The sequence below is a fragment of the Terrihabitans rhizophilus genome, from assembly GCF_033898525.1.
Lineage (GTDB): Bacteria > Pseudomonadota > Alphaproteobacteria > Rhizobiales > Methylopilaceae > Flaviflagellibacter > Flaviflagellibacter rhizophilus.
In genome coordinates this window covers 1-13,852 of record NZ_JAXAFJ010000009.1, presented here as the reverse complement: position 1 = coordinate 13,852, position 13,852 = coordinate 1, and the positions used below count along the sequence as shown (strand labels likewise).

Genomic DNA, 13,852 nt, shown 5'->3' with positions numbered 1-13,852 from the left:
GTCAAGCCTTTGCAGGGGAACAAAAACCCGCAGCCAGGGCATGATAGCGTGCGCGCCACACCCCGGCGCGAAGCGGAGACCACATGGACAAGTTTACGACGGGACGCGAAGCGGCACTGGCGCTAAGGCCAGACCGACCCGTCTACGGCTTCCGGCCCTCGGTTCTGGCCCAGGACACGCGCGCCTTCCTGGACGCCTTTCGCGGCCAGACCGCCTACGCCGTGAAGACGAACGGCGAGGACATGGTGCTGAAGACGATCAGCGAAGCGGGCGTGAAGGCCTTCGACGTCGCCAGCCCCGCCGAGTTCGCGGCGGCCCGGCTGGCCGACCCTGCTGCGGCCCAGTTCTACATGCACCCCGTGAAGGCGCAGTCCGACATCCGCCTGGCGCTGGAGACCTATGGCATCCGCCACATGGCAGTGGACCATGAGGACGAGATCGCGAAGATCCTGCGCATCGTTCGCGCCATGGATCTGGATCCCGCCGACATCACCCTGTTCGTGCGCATCGCCACGAAGGGGCATGCCGCCTACGAATTGTCCAAGAAGTTCGGTGCCGCCGCCAAGCATGCGGTGGAGCTTGTGGAGCGCATCGACCGCATCGGCTTCCGCTGCGGGATCGCCTTCCATGTCGGCAGCCAGGTCGAGGACCTTTCCACTTATGAACGCGCGCTCGCCAGCGCTGCATGGGTGCGCGGACGGGCGGCGGCGGACATAGCGGCGCTAGATATCGGCGGGGGTTTTCCCGCCCGCTACGGCCACGATCCCAAGCGCAAGGCGCCGCCGCCCGTCCCGGCCGTGGGTGAACTGGTCCGCGACATCCAGACCGAGATCGACGAATGGGGGCTGGACGACCTTCCGCTGATCGCGGAGCCGGGCCGTGTCATCGTGGCCCGCTCGCTCTCGGTCATCGTGCGCGTGCTGCTCAAGAAGGGGCAGCGCATCTACATCAATGACGGCATCTGGTCGTCATTGTCGGATGCGTGGACCGGCAAGATGACGCTTCCGGCGCGGCTGATCCCCGATCCCGCGCGGCGGCGGCGGGGTGCATCGACCAAGCTGACGCCGTTCCGCGTCTGCGGGGCCACCTGCGACAGCGTGGACATATTGAGCCGCCCGTTCTGGCTTCCCGAACATGTCGATACGGGGGACTGGATCGAGATCGGCCATATCGGCGCCTATTCGCTCTCGCTTCGCACGCGTTTCAACGGCTTCTACCCCGATGAGTTCGTGGAGATCGCCACGGCCTATGAGGATGAGGACACCGGCGAGGAGGGCTACGCCACGGTGGAGACGCGCGGCGGAATGGCGGCAGAGTAGTCGACCGCTCCCCGGCGGGGAGAGGTGACTCCGGGCGACCGTCAGGGAAGGCGGATCACGTAGCTCTTGCGCGTTGTTTCCATCACCTCCCACACGCCCGTGAAGCCGGGCCGCAGGACGAGCCGGTCGCCCGCCCGCAGGTGGATCGGCTCTCCGCCATCTGGCGTCACGACGGAATGTCCGCTCTCGATCTCGCAGAATTCCCACTCGTCGTACCGGACGCGCCAGGCCCCCGGCGTGGCTTCCCACAGGCCCGTGAACAGCTTGCCGTCGGGGCTTTCATCAACGTTCCAGGTTAGTGCAACCGGCTTTCCACGCAGGATGCGATCTTCCGCAGGAGAAGCTTCTTCCGGAACAATGTTGTTGATGTTGAACTGCACGAAAGTTGAAGTCATCTGTTGTTCCCGCGACGTCGAATTGGTTCCATAGCCAGCCATGTCAGATTGTCGCATCTGATATACGATCACTGATCTGCCCGTGTCGGGCCGCATTTCTGCCTCTTCTGGACTGTCTTTCGCGCCTCATCCGGGCCGGGGGGCCCAGTCGAGGAATGTATATGCGTTTTCTGAACATCGCTGCGGCCGGCGCCGCTCTTCTCGCTGTTGGCGCCATGAATGTCACCGTAGCGTCGGCTGCGCCGCGCAAGGCGGAGAAGAAGGTCCATCGCATGTCCGGCATGGCGTCCTGGTACCAGATGGGTCACCGGACCGCGTCGGGTGCCCGCTACAATCCGGACGGCCTCAGCGCCGCCCACCGTACGCTTCCTTTCGGCACCAAGCTTCGTGTCACGAACAGCCGCACCGGCAAGAGCGTCAACGTCGTCGTCAATGATCGTGGCCCCTTTGTCGGCGGCCGGGTCATCGACGTGTCCCGCGGCGCCGCGCGCCAGCTCGGCATGATGGGCACCGGTGTTGCCCGCGTCCAGATTCAGCAGCTCGCCTCCAACTGAGGCTCGGGGGGCAGCGGGTCAGGTCTCGCGTTCCCAAGCCTCTCCTCATCACCGACGCCCGGGAACCCAGCCGTTTCCCGGGCGTTCTGCGTCGGAACGTATGGAGAACATTGCCATGGCCAACGACGCCGATCACACCGAGAACCCGAAGACCGATCCAAATCCCGGCTCCAACACCGAGAAGCCGGTGGAGGATTGGGTGTCCGGCGGCGAACCGATGACGGGAGCACAGGCCTCCTATCTGAAGACACTTTCGGAAGAAGCCGGGCAGGCGGACGCGTTTTCCGAGGATCTTACCAAGGCGGACGCCTCGAAGCGCATCGACGAGCTGAAGAAGGGTCTCGGCCGCTGAGGCGTGCAGCCATGCATTGCCGGTTGTGAGCCGCGGCACGAAATGGGCTCTGGCATTCCGTCGCGGCGTCGAACATTGTCGCGGCGGAGGTGATCAATGCTGCTGAACCGCTCAAACCCTGTCGAACGCCCGTTCGTATCCGCCGCGCGCTATGCGCCCATCATGCTCAGTGTCCTGCGCATCATGACGGGCCTGCTCATCATGCAGCACGGCACCCAGAAGCTGTTCGGCTTCCCGGAAGCGTCGGCACGGGGCATGCCGCCTCTCGTCTCGCTCATGGGCCTCGCGGGCGTTATTGAACTGGTCGGCGGATTGCTGATCGTCATCGGGCTCTTCACGCGCCCCACGGCGTTCCTCCTCGCGGGCTTCACAGCCGTGGCCTATTTCATGGCCCACGCTTCCAAGAGCTTCTTTCCCATCCTCAACGGTGGCGAACTCGCAGCGCTTTACTGCTTCGTGTTCCTCTACCTGATGCTGGCTGGCGCCGGACCGTGGAGCCTCGACGCGCGCCGCGGCCTCGAAGCCTCGCGCACGAGCCGCTACTAGACGCCTGGAACATGGCAGTCGCGCCCCGGGGGCGTGGCTGCCACGCGGCCGGCATGCTGTTATCGCGCCATGAGCAATGTTGAGTCGGGAGATGCGCGCCGGTCGCGGGCGCGCTTGATGAGCGTCGATTTCTGGCGCGGCTTCGCCCTGATCACCATCTTTATCAATCACATACCGGGCAACGCGTTCGTCTGGCTCACGCACCGCAACTACGGTTTCTCGGATGCGACCGAGATCTTCGTGATGCTTGCCGGTGTCGGGGCGGCGTTGGCCTATCTTCCCCGGTTCAGGCAAGGGGAAGCGGCGGCGACCAGCTTCCGCATCGTGCAACGCGCCTTCCAGCTCTACACGATCCACATCATGCTGATCGTCTGCTGCGGAGCCCTCATCGCCTACGCGGTGACGGTCACGGGAGATACCCGCTTCTTCGAAGCGTTTCGCCTCGATGTGCTGGTGAACGACACCATACCCGGCTTGATCGGGCTCGCGACGCTCATGCTGCAGCCCTCCTATCTCGACATCCTGCCGCTCTACGTGGTTCTGCTGCTGATGTCGCCGCTGCTGCTGGTGCTGGCCGCGCGCAACGTATGGCTGGGACTGGGTGCATCCGCGGCGCTGTACCTCACGGCCCAATTGGTGCCGGTTCAGCTCTCGACCTTCCCGGCGGAAGGCCTGTGGTTCCTCAATCCGCTGTGCTGGCAGCTCCTGTTCACCATCGGGCTGGCCATTGGCGGCATGATCCTGAACGGAGATGGCGTGCGCTCACGCGTGCTGTTCTGGGCGGCGGCAGTTTACGTGGCCGCCTCGGCGGTCTGGATCGTCAGTGGCTTCAATCCGACATGGAATCTGTCGCCTGTGCCGCTGTTTGCGTGGGAATTCAGCAAGTCGGACCTGCATCTGCCGCGCCTTCTCCACGTGCTGGCTCTCACCTATGTGGTTAGCCACCTTCCGCTGGAGCGGTGGATACGGCAGACGAGGCTGCTGGGCTCGGTCGCAGTGCTCGGGCGGCACTCGCTTCCCGTGTTCGCGCTCGGTACGGTGCTCGCCGTGGCCGGGCAGTTGCTGCGGGCTTTGTCGGGCGGCGGGCTGCTGGTGGATATCGGGCTTATCGGCTCAGGACTTGCTATGCTGTTTGCATGTGCTGGTGTGCTGGAATGGAACCGTCGGGAACAAGAGGATCGTCGCCACGCCATCGGGCCAGCCGCTTCGGCGCGCTGACCTTTCTGGCTGGCGTGCTCGTGTCGGCGCTGGTGCCGGCAGCACCCGCGCGCGCCGGTATCCCGGATCGCTGCACGGTGCCGGATGCCTATCTCAAATTCCCTGCGATGCTGGACCGGACCGAGGCGCTGATCGGTCGCAAGGGTCCCGTGCGCATTCTGGTGATCGGCGCAGAGCCTTCGCAGGCTGCCATGGGTGTGGAGCCCCCGCTGGAGCGGGCACTAGAACAGCGTCTTCCCGGGATCAGCATCCACGTCTCGGAAGCCCGCTCCGCCGGTCTCGCCGATGACGACTTCGAGCAATTGCGGACCATGGTGGCGGCGCGGGAGCCCGACCTCGTTATCTGGCAGGTTGGGGTCCGCGATGCGCTGGCGCTCAACGATCTCGGCGAATTCGAGAGCACGCTGGACGAGGCCAGCGCCTGGGTCGAGGGCAGGGGCCTCGATCTGGTCCTGGTGGATCCGCCGTTCGTGCCCCAGGTGGCGCATGAGCGGATCTACGTTCCGTATGTCGGCGAGATCGGCGAGAAGTCGGTTGCGGACGGAGTTCCCGTGCTGCGCCGCTACGCGGCGATGCAGTACTGGAACATCGAGCGCGAGAAGCGCCGTTCGCCATTGTCCGAGTTCACGGCAAAGCAGCCGTGCATGACGGAATTGCTCGCCGAAGCGATTTCGCGGGCTTCGCGCAAAACGGCAAAGAAATAGCCCCGGCCATGTCGGCCGGGGCCTGATCGTCAATCGTCGACGTCGATGACGTTGAGCGAGCGGTCGAGCTTAAGATCCACCTTGCGGTTCTCGACGGTGCGGGCGTCCTCGACCTCCCAGATGCCGTCTTCGAACTTGACGTCTCCCCAGGACACGTAGCCCTGCTCGAGCAAGGCTTCGGCGATGATGGCCCGTTCCTCGCCGGACGGATCGTTAGCGGCGAACGCGTGAAGCGGCGCGAGGGCCAGACCGGCCACGAGAATGGCGGTGCTGATCGATTTGGTCTTCATCTCTTGCTCCTTGCATGCTGCACGGGTGGCAGAGCCAAGATTATGCTGCGGAATGCGGCAGGGGCTTGGCCTGCCGCATTTCAACCAGCAATCAGTTGTCGAGTTCGGCCTTTGTAACGGCGAAGGAGGTGTCGAGGTCGACATCGTAGCGCTTGCCGTCCGCGCCCACGGCATTGTCGACTTCCCACTTGCCGTCATCCATCTCGATCTTGCCCCAGCTGGTGTAGCCCTTGGCTGTGAGCGCGGCGCTGATCTGGGCCGTCTCGTCCGCGGTCGGAGCCCTGTCCTGGGCGAAAGCGCCGGCAGGAAGGAAAGCAAAGCTCGTTGCAAGGGCAGCTGCGGCACAGGCCGTCCGGATGGTCATAGACTTACCTCTCGATCGGGAACGATATGGACAGGGTCCACATGGGCTAACGCGTTCGCAACCCGATGGTTCGCGCGTTCTCCTATCGCCCGCGCGTGCCGGGACGCCCTCCGCTGGACCGGCCGCCTTCGGTGACGCGACGGACCTCGACCGTGTCGTCATGCGCCTCGGACGCCAGTCCCTCGACTATCCGGCGCGGAGCCGCCAGCGGTAGATCGCGATTGTGAGGCCCCATCTCCTTGAGGGTCGGCTTGTGCACGCGGGAGCTGGGCGGCGGCAGCGGATCGACCGGTGCGGTCGGCAGGCTCTCCTCCGGCGGACGGTTTCCGCGCCGGTGCTTCGGCGATCCCGCGCGCGGAGGACGCTCCCCGAACTTGCCGGCCTGTTGCTCGACATCGGACTGCCGGGTGAGGGCGTCGTCCGCCACCAGCAGCTCGGTCTCCCGCAGCCTCTTCAGCTCGTCGCGCAGGCGCGCGGCCTCCTCGAACTCCAGATTGGCGGCGGCCTCGCGCATCCGCTTCTCGAGATCCGCAAGCGTGGCCTGGAAGTTGTGGCCGATGGTGACGCCGTCCTTCACCAGCCCGGTGTCCACCCGGACGTGATCGCGCTCGTAGACGGAGTCGAGGATGTCGGCGATGCGGGCCTTGACGCTTTGCGGAGTGATGCCGTTCGCGGTGTTGTAGGCGATCTGCTTCTCGCGGCGGCGTGCCGTCTCCGCCATCGCGCGCTCCATGGAGCCTGTGATGCTGTCTGCGTACAGGATGACGTGGCCATCCACGTTGCGCGCCGCGCGGCCGATGGTCTGCACCAGCGAGGTCTCGGAGCGCAGGAAGCCTTCCTTGTCGGCGTCGAGGATGGCGACCAGCGCGCATTCCGGGATGTCGAGGCCTTCGCGCAGAAGGTTGATGCCCACCAGCACGTCGAAGGCGCCGAGCCTGAGATCGCGGATGATCTCGATGCGCTCGATGGTGTCGATGTCCGAATGCATGTAGCGCACGCGGATGCCGGCCTCGTGCAGGTATTCGGTCAAGTCTTCGGCCATGCGCTTCGTGAGCACGGTCACGAGAGAGCGGTAGCCGGCTTTCGAGGTGGCGCGGATTTCGTCCAGCACGTCGTCGACCTGGCTGCGTGCCGGGCGCACCTCCACCGGCGGATCGATCAGGCCGGTCGGGCGGATCACTTGCTCGGCGAACACGCCGCCGGTCTGCTCCATCTCCCATTTGCCGGGGGTGGCGGAGACATGAACCGTCTGCGGCCGCATCTCGTCCCACTCCTCGAAGCGCATGGGGCGATTGTCCATGCAGGAGGGCAGGCGGAAGCCGTATTCGGCAAGCGTAGCCTTGCGGCGGAAGTCGCCGCGATACATGCCGCCGATCTGGGGAATGGTGACATGGCTTTCGTCCACGAAGACGAGGGCGTTGTCGGGCAGGTATTCGAACAGGGTCGGCGGCGGCTCGCCCGGCTTGCGGCCCGTGAGCCAGCGCGAATAGTTCTCGATGCCGGCGCAGGAGCCGGTGGCCTCCATCATCTCCAGGTCGAAGGTGGTGCGCTGCTCCAGCCGCTGGGCCTCCAGCAGGCGGCCCATCTTGTGCAGTTCATCGAGCCGCATCCGCAGCTCTTCCTTGATGCCTTTGATGCTCTGGATCAGGGTCGGGCGCGGCGTTACGTAATGGGAGTTGGCGTAGACCTTGATGAAGGACAGGTCGTTGGACTTGTGACCCGTCAGCGGGTCGAATTCCTGGATGGTCTCCACCTCGTCGCCGAACAGGCCGACGCGCCAGGCGCGGTCCTCGTAATGGGCCGGGAAGATCTCGATGGTGTCGCCGCGCACCCTGAAGGTGCCGCGCACGAAATTGGCGTCGGACCGCTTGTACTGGATGGCCACGAGGTCGGCCATCAGCTGGCGCTGGTCGATGCGCTCGCCCACCTTCAGGCCGAAGGTCATGGCCGTGTAGGTCTCGACCGAGCCGATGCCGTAGATGCAGGAGACGGAGGCAACGATGATGACGTCATCGCGCTCAAGCAGCGCCCGGGTCGCCGAATGGCGCATGCGGTCGATCTGCTCGTTGATCGACGAATCCTTCTCGATATAGGTGTCCGTCCGCGGCACATAGGCCTCGGGCTGATAGTAGTCGTAGTAGGAGACGAAGTACTCGACGGCGTTGTTCGGGAAGAAGTGCTTGAACTCGCCATAAAGCTGAGCCGCCAGCGTCTTGTTGGGCGCGAGGATCAGCGCCGGGCGCTGCGTCTCCGCGATGATCTTGGCGACGGTGAAGGTCTTGCCGGAGCCGGTGACGCCCAGCAGCACCTGGTCGCGCTCGGCGTTCTTCACGCCCTCGACGAGCTCCGCAATGGCTGTGGGCTGATCGCCCGCCGGTTCGAACTCCGAGACCAGATCGAGCGACTTGCCGCCTTCCCACTTTTCGGGACGCGGCGGGCGGTGCGGCACCCAAGGCTTGCCCTGAAGTTCCTTGCGTCCGTGCTGGATCAGGTTTTCCAGCGCCTGCACGGTGGCGGACACGCCGCCTGCGCCGCCATCGGACAGGCCGGGCGGGGAGAACGGGTTGGGGAAGGAGGCCGCGATGTCCTTCTTCGTGGGCGCATCGCCTTCCTTGGCGGCGTCCCAGCGCCGGTCGCGCGGTTCCACCTCCGGCGTCGCGTTGCGCCGCGTGCGGGTGGAGGGCTTCTTCGCCACCTTGTCGGCGGCCTGCTGGGCAGCGGACGAACCCCGGCCCAAGGCCGCGACAAGATCGGGATCGCCGATCAGGCCCGAGAGATCGGGCACGTCTCCGCCATGATCGAAGCTGGCCTGTGGGCGTTCGCCGAAGCCGGCGTCGGGGCGTGTCTTACGAGGCATGGGCGCAATATGGGGGCATCCGCCGCCGAAGGGGAGGGCTCACGCGCAAAGCTGTGCGAGGATAGCCGGATGCGTCACCAAGGACACGGTGGGATCGACTATGCTGATGCCGCGAATCATGAGGATGCCGCGCACCGGCACCTCTGCGGGGTCATTCCATGCGTCGTCTTCCGATCTTCGTGGCGCTTGCCGCCGCTCTTTTCGCCGGCCCCGTCTGGGCACAATCCTGCACCCCCGCGGACACGCCCGATATGGGCGCCGGCACGCCTGCGCCGGACCTGTTCCGCTGGTGCGCGGAGGAGGAGCGCTGCGGCGCCGTGGACAAGACCGGCGCCTGGGTGGTGCCGCCGAAGTTCGCGGACATCCTCGTGGCCAATGGCTTCATCGCAGCGCTCGAGGGCGAGCTATGGGGCTTCGTCGACCGCAGCGGCAACTGGCTGGCAAAGCCGGCCTTCATCATCAATGCGGACGATCCGCCGTTCAGCGAAGGCATGGCCGCCGTCGTGCAGGGCGAAAAGACGGGCTATGTCGATCTGACCGGCAAGCTGGTAATTCCCGCGCGCTTCGAGGACGGCACCGCCTTCCGGGACGGACTTGCCAGCGCGGTTGAGGGCGAGAAGCGCGGCTATATCGACAAGACCGGCGCCTGGGCCGTGACGCCGAAGGCCGAATTCGACTTCCTCGACTGGTTCCAGGACGGCGTCGCGGTCGTGGTGCGCGCCGAGAAGTACGGCCTCATCGACCGGACCGGCGCGGTGGTGATCGAGCCGAAGTTCGACTGGCTGAGCGGGTCCACCGGCGGGTTTCTGGTGGCTGAACTGGACGGCAAATCCGGCGTCGTGGATCGCACCGGCACCTTCGTGGTGGAGCCGAAGTTCGAGGAGATGGGCGAGTTCTCGCAAGGACGCGCGCCGGCCAAGCTTGGTGGCAAATGGGGCTTTATCGATACCTGCGGCACCTTCGTCGTCGAGCCGAGCTATGACGACGTGTTCGGCTTCAACGGTGGCCCGGCGACCGTGAAGCTCGGCGACAAATGGGGCCTGATCGACCGCGACGGCAACCAGATCCTCGAGCCCTCGCTTGCCAACATCCAGAGCGATGGCTGGACCGAGGGCCTCACCAGCTTCGCCGCCGGCGAGAACATGCTGGAAGGCATTCTGGACAGCGCAGGCAAGGTGGTCGTGGGGCCGCGCTACCAGACGGCCCTGCCGCTCGGCGGCGGCGTCATCTGGGCCTATGAGGGCGAGAGCGAGGTCCTGCTGGATGCCAAGGGCGATCCTGTCATCATCGCGCCCGCTCCTTAAGTTCTCCACCGCCTTTAAGTGCGCCAGCGCACCGATGCCGTGCATGCAAATTGACGCGGCACGGCCGCCCGTATTTCCATAAAGCTGGGAGACGGTTGCGGCGTCTCCGGAGCGGGGATGTGCAGCATGGCGATCGGAAATGGCGGGGTGCCCGCGCGTGACGGATTTCTGGAGCGGTTCTTCGCTCTGAGCGAGAACGGCACGGATGTGCGGCGGGAGGTGATCGCCGGGATCACCACCTTCCTCACCATGGCCTACATCATCTTCGTCAATCCCAGCATCCTTTCGGCCGCCGGGATGCCGAAGGAGGGCGTCTTCGTCGCAACCTGCATCGCGGCGGCTCTGGCCACGCTGATCATGGCGCTGTACGCGAATTATCCTGTGGCGCTGGCCCCGGGTATGGGCCTCAACGCCTTCTTCGCGTTCTCGGTGGTCGGTGCGCAGGGCTATACCTGGCAACAGGCTCTCGCCTGTGTCCTGTTCTCCGGCGTTCTGGCGCTCATCATCTCCGCGCTGCCGATCCGCGCCTGGCTCATCAACGCCATACCGGCCAGCCTGAAGATGGCGACATCCACCGGCATCGGCTTCTTTCTCGGCATCATCGCCCTGCAGCAGGCCGGACTGGTGGTCGATCACCCGGCGACGCTCGTCACACACGGCGACTTCCTGAAGGTCGCGCCGCTGCTGGCACTGCTGGGCTTCTTCATCATCACGGCTCTGAACCACCTCAAGGTGATGGGTGGCACCATCATCGGCATCCTGGCGGTGACGCTCATCGGCATCCCGTTCGGCGCGGCCAGCTTCAGCGGCATTGTGTCGGCACCGCCTCTGGCGAGCGGCACCTTCTTCGCGCTCGACTTTTCGCGCACGGCGGAAGGGGCTTTCTGGATCGTCGTCCTCACCATGTTCTTCGTCGACTTCTTCGACACGGCGGGCACACTGGTGGGCGTTACCCACCGCACCGGCCTGATGGATGCCGATGGTCGGCTTCCGCGCATGCGGCAGGCGCTGATTGCCGATTCGGCCGGCACGACGATCGGCGCGCTGATCGGCACTTCGAACACCACAAGCTATGTCGAGAGCGCCGCGGGCGTGGCAGCCGGAGGGCGCACGGGTCTGACCTCGGTGGTGACGGCGATATGTTTCCTGCTCGCCCTGTTCTTCTCTCCGCTGGCAGGCTCCGTGCCGCCTTATGCCACGGCTGCGGCGCTCCTCTATGTCGCCGTGGTAATGGCGCGCGGCTTCGTCACCATCGATTGGGACGACCTCACCGAGGCAGCACCGGCGGCGATCACGGCCATTGCCATGCCGCTGACCTATTCCATCGCCACCGGTCTGGGCCTGGGCTTCATCACTTACGCGGTGCTCAAGCTTCTCACCGGGCGTATGTCGGAACTGACGCCGCCGGTGATCGTGCTGGCAGTGATCTTCGCGCTCATGCTGCCAATGCTCTAGCGGATGCGTCGCGGACGGCAACGCATCTCACCCTTTTCGGCGGTCCCCCATGTCAGGCTTTTCCATCCCGGCCATCGCACCGATCGTGCTTCTGATCGGCTCCAACATCTTCATGACGTTCGCGTGGTACGGGCACCTGCGCTTCACGTCGTCGCCGCTCATCACGGTCATCCTCGTCAGCTGGGGCATCGCCTTGCTGGAGTATTGCCTTGCTGTGCCAGCGAACCGGCTGGGCTACGGCGTCTACTCCGCAGCCCAGCTGAAAACGATGCAGGAGGTCATTACCCTGACGGTGTTCGCAGGGTTCTCGGCCCTTTACCTGAAGGAGCCGCTGGGCTGGAACCACCTAGCCGGGTTCTCCCTCATCGTGGCCGGTGCCTTCCTGATCTTCAAGAAGTGGTAGACGCCGCCGTCACCGGGCGGGTGTCAGCCGCAACAGCTTGCCGTTCGCATCGTCTGTGAGGACATAGAGCGCACCGTCCGGCCCCTGACGTACGTCGCGGATGCGGGCGCCCAGGTCGGTCAGCAAGTTCTCCTCGCCGACCACCTTGTCCCCGTCGAGGTCCACCCGCACCAGCGCCTCGGTCTTCAGCGCGCCGACGAACACGTCGCCCTTCCATTCAGGGAACAGGTCGCCGGTGTAGAACGCCATCCCGGACGGGGCGATGGACGGGTCCCAGTGGTGCAAGGGCTGCTCCATGCCGGCCTTGGCCGTGCCTTCCCCGATCTTGGAGCCGTCATAGTTCACGCCATAGGAGATGACCGGCCAGCCATAGTTCTTGCCGGCCTCCGGAATGTTGATCTCGTCGCCGCCCTTTGCGCCATGCTCGATCACCCAGAGCTTTCCCGTGGCCGGGTTGATGGCGGCGCTTTGCGGATTGCGGTGGCCATAGGACCAGATTTCCGGAAGCGCGCCGTTCTCACCCTTTGCATAGGGATTGTCCGCCGGCACCGAGCCGTCTTCCGTGATGCGGACGACCTTTCCGAAATGAGCATCGAGCTGCTGCGACCGCTCGCGGAAGCTCATGCGTTCGCCCAAAGTAACGAACAGATTGCCGTCTGGAGCAAAAGCCAGCCGTGAGCCGAAATGGCCGGTGCTGCTGACCTTCGGCATCTGCTGGAAGACGACTTCGAAGCTTTCCAGCCGCGGGCCATCGTCGGCGAGGCGTCCGCGCCCGACCGCCGTTCCGTTGCCGCCTTCGCCGGGTTCCGAGAAGGTCACGTAGACGAGCCGGTTCTCTGCGAACCGGGGGTGCAGCACCACGTCGAGCAGGCCTCCCTGTCCGCGGCTGTCAACCTTCGGAAGCCCGGCCACCTCGGCCTTCGCTCCGTCGGCCGAGACGCGGAGAAGCGCCCCGCCTTTCTCCGTCACCAGCATTTCGCCGCCCGGCAGGAAGGCAAGCCCCCACGGCTTGTTGAGGCCTGAAGCCACTTGTTCAGTCTTGACCCTGGTCTCGGCAAATGCCGGACCGGCCAGCGGCAGGATGAGAAGAACGGCAAGCAGTGGGCGGGCAGCATGATGCATCGGCTGGTTCCTGTTTCCTGCCGGGAGTTAGCCCACGGTGCAGCCGTGGCAAGCCGCTGGCCGGTCAGGAGATCGTGAGCCGGAACAGGGCGCGAGTGTCCACAGGCTGTCAGCCGCACCACTGCAACCTGAGGGATACAGTCCTGCCTTGACCCACACGCTTGAACAATGAGGAGAATCGCGCAGGAGTGAAGCCGTTGTCGGGGGAACAAAGGGTGGCTATATAGGCCCGCCCTGACAAGGGACGCCGCCAGTGCGGAATGGGCGAACTAACGGATGCGGGCGCGATATGGACGTTATCGACGAGTACCGGCCGACGGAATCAGAGCCGTTCATGAACGACCGGCAGCGGGAATATTTCCGGGCCAAGCTGCTGCGCTGGAAAGATGAGATCCTGCAGGAGAGCAAGGAGACGCTCGAACACCTCCAGGATGAAAACCAGAACCACCCTGATCTTGTGGATCGGGCGTCTTCCGAAACCGACCGCGCCATCGAACTGCGTGCACGCGATCGGCAGCGCAAGGTGATCGCGAAGATCGATGCGGCTCTGAAGCGCATCGATGAAAGGACCTACGGCTATTGCGAGGAAACGGGCGAGCCGATCGGGCTCAAGCGCCTCGATGCGCGGCCCATCGCCACCCTGTCCCTCGAGGCGCAGGAGCGGCACGAGCGGCGCGAGCGGGTTTACCGCGACGAGTAGGCCGCGCAGGAGACGACAACAAAAAGCCCCGGCACGCCGGGGCTTTTTCATGTGGTGAGGGCAGTCGCCGTCAGGGCTGGCGGTCTCGCCCCAACAGGCTCGCCATCTCTTCTTCTAAGGCATCCAGTGTGGCCTTGGTCGCCGACTGCGGCTGGGCCCTTTCAGCGTCCGGACCGGCAGGCGTCGGGCGAGGCGCTTCACGTTCGGCCATCTGGCGCGGCGCGACAGGCGGACGCTCCGGCAGGGGGCGGCGCGGCGGCAGGGGCGCG

15 protein-coding genes and 1 pseudogene are annotated in these 13,852 nt (G+C 65.2%); 10 read left to right on the top strand and 6 right to left on the bottom strand.

The genetic code is table 11. The annotated features are described in order from the left end of the window. Positions 1-83 precede the first annotated feature (83 nt). On the top strand, positions 84-1,319 hold the full coding sequence (locus tag SCD90_RS13445; RefSeq protein ID WP_319845205.1) for a type III PLP-dependent enzyme domain-containing protein: 1,236 nt from the start codon (positions 84-86) through the stop codon (positions 1,317-1,319). 41 nt (positions 1,320-1,360) lie between these two features. On the opposite strand, the gene SCD90_RS13440 is transcribed toward SCD90_RS13445, so the two are convergent. Beyond that, entirely contained in the window at positions 1,361-1,714 is a 354-nt protein-coding gene (locus SCD90_RS13440; RefSeq protein ID WP_319845204.1) for a cupin domain-containing protein, read from the bottom strand. Positions 1,715-1,875: 161 nt separating this feature from the next. Here SCD90_RS13440 and SCD90_RS13435 point away from each other — a divergent pair, with 161 nt between their 5' ends. From SCD90_RS13435 to SCD90_RS13415, 5 genes are all read left to right on the top strand, one after another. Further along, positions 1,876-2,268: a septal ring lytic transglycosylase RlpA family protein gene (locus tag SCD90_RS13435; RefSeq protein WP_319845203.1), complete on the top strand. Its 393-nt coding sequence runs from the start codon at positions 1,876-1,878 to the stop codon at positions 2,266-2,268. A 115-nt stretch (positions 2,269-2,383) separates the two neighbouring features. Then, entirely contained in the window at positions 2,384-2,620 is a 237-nt protein-coding gene (locus SCD90_RS13430) for a DUF3072 domain-containing protein (RefSeq protein WP_319845202.1), read from the top strand. A 96-nt stretch (positions 2,621-2,716) separates the two neighbouring features. Then, on the top strand, positions 2,717-3,166 hold the full coding sequence (locus tag SCD90_RS13425) for a DoxX family protein (protein ID WP_319845201.1): 450 nt from the start codon (positions 2,717-2,719) through the stop codon (positions 3,164-3,166). A gap of 117 nt (positions 3,167-3,283) precedes the next feature. After that, a complete protein-coding gene (locus tag SCD90_RS13420) occupies positions 3,284-4,384 on the top strand; it encodes an OpgC family protein (RefSeq protein WP_319845200.1) in 1,101 nt (366 codons plus the stop codon). Continuing rightward, positions 4,321-5,088, top strand: coding sequence for an SGNH/GDSL hydrolase family protein (locus tag SCD90_RS13415; RefSeq protein WP_319845199.1), 768 nt, complete (start codon positions 4,321-4,323; stop codon positions 5,086-5,088). The genes SCD90_RS13420 and SCD90_RS13415 overlap by 64 nt, the downstream gene beginning before the upstream one ends. Positions 5,089-5,117: 29 nt before the next feature. On the opposite strand, the gene SCD90_RS13410 is transcribed toward SCD90_RS13415, so the two are convergent. From SCD90_RS13410 to uvrB, 3 genes are all read right to left on the bottom strand, one after another. Then, complete coding sequence (locus SCD90_RS13410) at positions 5,118-5,378, bottom strand: PepSY domain-containing protein (protein WP_319845198.1); 261 nt, start codon at positions 5,376-5,378, stop codon at positions 5,118-5,120. Between the two features lie 91 nt (positions 5,379-5,469). Then, a complete protein-coding gene (locus SCD90_RS13405) occupies positions 5,470-5,742 on the bottom strand; it encodes a PepSY domain-containing protein (protein ID WP_319845197.1) in 273 nt (90 codons plus the stop codon). Positions 5,743-5,824: 82 nt separating this feature from the next. Next, positions 5,825-8,599: an excinuclease ABC subunit UvrB gene (gene uvrB, locus SCD90_RS13400; protein WP_319845196.1), complete on the bottom strand. Its 2,775-nt coding sequence runs from the start codon at positions 8,597-8,599 to the stop codon at positions 5,825-5,827. Positions 8,600-8,757: 158 nt separating this feature from the next. Between uvrB and SCD90_RS13395 the strand changes: the two genes are divergently transcribed. The 3 genes from SCD90_RS13395 (at position 8,758) to SCD90_RS13385 (ending at position 11,761) form a co-directional block, all read left to right on the top strand. Next, entirely contained in the window at positions 8,758-9,903 is a 1,146-nt protein-coding gene (locus SCD90_RS13395) for a WG repeat-containing protein (protein WP_319845195.1), read from the top strand. Between the two features lie 126 nt (positions 9,904-10,029). After that, positions 10,030-11,358: an NCS2 family permease gene (locus SCD90_RS13390; protein WP_319845194.1), complete on the top strand. Its 1,329-nt coding sequence runs from the start codon at positions 10,030-10,032 to the stop codon at positions 11,356-11,358. Between the two features lie 49 nt (positions 11,359-11,407). After that, entirely contained in the window at positions 11,408-11,761 is a 354-nt protein-coding gene (locus tag SCD90_RS13385) for a DMT family protein (RefSeq protein ID WP_319845193.1), read from the top strand. Between the two features lie 9 nt (positions 11,762-11,770). On the opposite strand, the gene SCD90_RS13380 is transcribed toward SCD90_RS13385, so the two are convergent. Next, a complete protein-coding gene (locus tag SCD90_RS13380) occupies positions 11,771-12,883 on the bottom strand; it encodes a PQQ-dependent sugar dehydrogenase (RefSeq protein ID WP_319845192.1) in 1,113 nt (370 codons plus the stop codon). Between the two features lie 289 nt (positions 12,884-13,172). On the opposite strand from SCD90_RS13380, the gene dksA reads away from it, so the two are divergent. Continuing rightward, positions 13,173-13,583, top strand: a complete 411-nt coding sequence (dksA, locus tag SCD90_RS13375) for an RNA polymerase-binding protein DksA (protein WP_319845191.1) — start codon at positions 13,173-13,175, stop codon at positions 13,581-13,583. A 70-nt stretch (positions 13,584-13,653) separates the two neighbouring features. Here dksA and SCD90_RS13370 read toward each other — a convergent pair. After that, positions 13,654-13,852, bottom strand: a pseudogene (locus SCD90_RS13370) (flagellar biosynthetic protein FliO); the annotation flags it as partial.

Excerpts from the sequence above, each read along its gene's own strand:
- SCD90_RS13445 (WP_319845205.1), top strand. The coding sequence starts at position 84 with ATGGACAAGTTTACGACGGGACGCGAAGCGGCACTGGCGCTAAGGCCA.
- SCD90_RS13440 (WP_319845204.1), bottom strand. The coding sequence starts at position 1,714 with ATGACTTCAACTTTCGTGCAGTTCAACATCAACAACATTGTTCCGGAA.
- SCD90_RS13435 (WP_319845203.1), top strand. The coding sequence starts at position 1,876 with ATGCGTTTTCTGAACATCGCTGCGGCCGGCGCCGCTCTTCTCGCTGTT.
- SCD90_RS13430 (WP_319845202.1), top strand. The coding sequence starts at position 2,384 with ATGGCCAACGACGCCGATCACACCGAGAACCCGAAGACCGATCCAAAT.
- SCD90_RS13425 (WP_319845201.1), top strand. The coding sequence starts at position 2,717 with ATGCTGCTGAACCGCTCAAACCCTGTCGAACGCCCGTTCGTATCCGCC.
- SCD90_RS13420 (WP_319845200.1), top strand. The coding sequence starts at position 3,284 with ATGAGCGTCGATTTCTGGCGCGGCTTCGCCCTGATCACCATCTTTATC.
- SCD90_RS13415 (WP_319845199.1), top strand. The coding sequence starts at position 4,321 with ATGGAACCGTCGGGAACAAGAGGATCGTCGCCACGCCATCGGGCCAGC.
- SCD90_RS13410 (WP_319845198.1), bottom strand. The coding sequence starts at position 5,378 with ATGAAGACCAAATCGATCAGCACCGCCATTCTCGTGGCCGGTCTGGCC.
- SCD90_RS13405 (WP_319845197.1), bottom strand. The coding sequence starts at position 5,742 with ATGACCATCCGGACGGCCTGTGCCGCAGCTGCCCTTGCAACGAGCTTT.
- uvrB (WP_319845196.1), bottom strand. The coding sequence starts at position 8,599 with ATGCCTCGTAAGACACGCCCCGACGCCGGCTTCGGCGAACGCCCACAG.
- SCD90_RS13395 (WP_319845195.1), top strand. The coding sequence starts at position 8,758 with ATGCGTCGTCTTCCGATCTTCGTGGCGCTTGCCGCCGCTCTTTTCGCC.
- SCD90_RS13390 (WP_319845194.1), top strand. The coding sequence starts at position 10,030 with ATGGCGATCGGAAATGGCGGGGTGCCCGCGCGTGACGGATTTCTGGAG.
- SCD90_RS13385 (WP_319845193.1), top strand. The coding sequence starts at position 11,408 with ATGTCAGGCTTTTCCATCCCGGCCATCGCACCGATCGTGCTTCTGATC.
- SCD90_RS13380 (WP_319845192.1), bottom strand. The coding sequence starts at position 12,883 with ATGCATCATGCTGCCCGCCCACTGCTTGCCGTTCTTCTCATCCTGCCG.
- dksA (WP_319845191.1), top strand. The coding sequence starts at position 13,173 with ATGGACGTTATCGACGAGTACCGGCCGACGGAATCAGAGCCGTTCATG.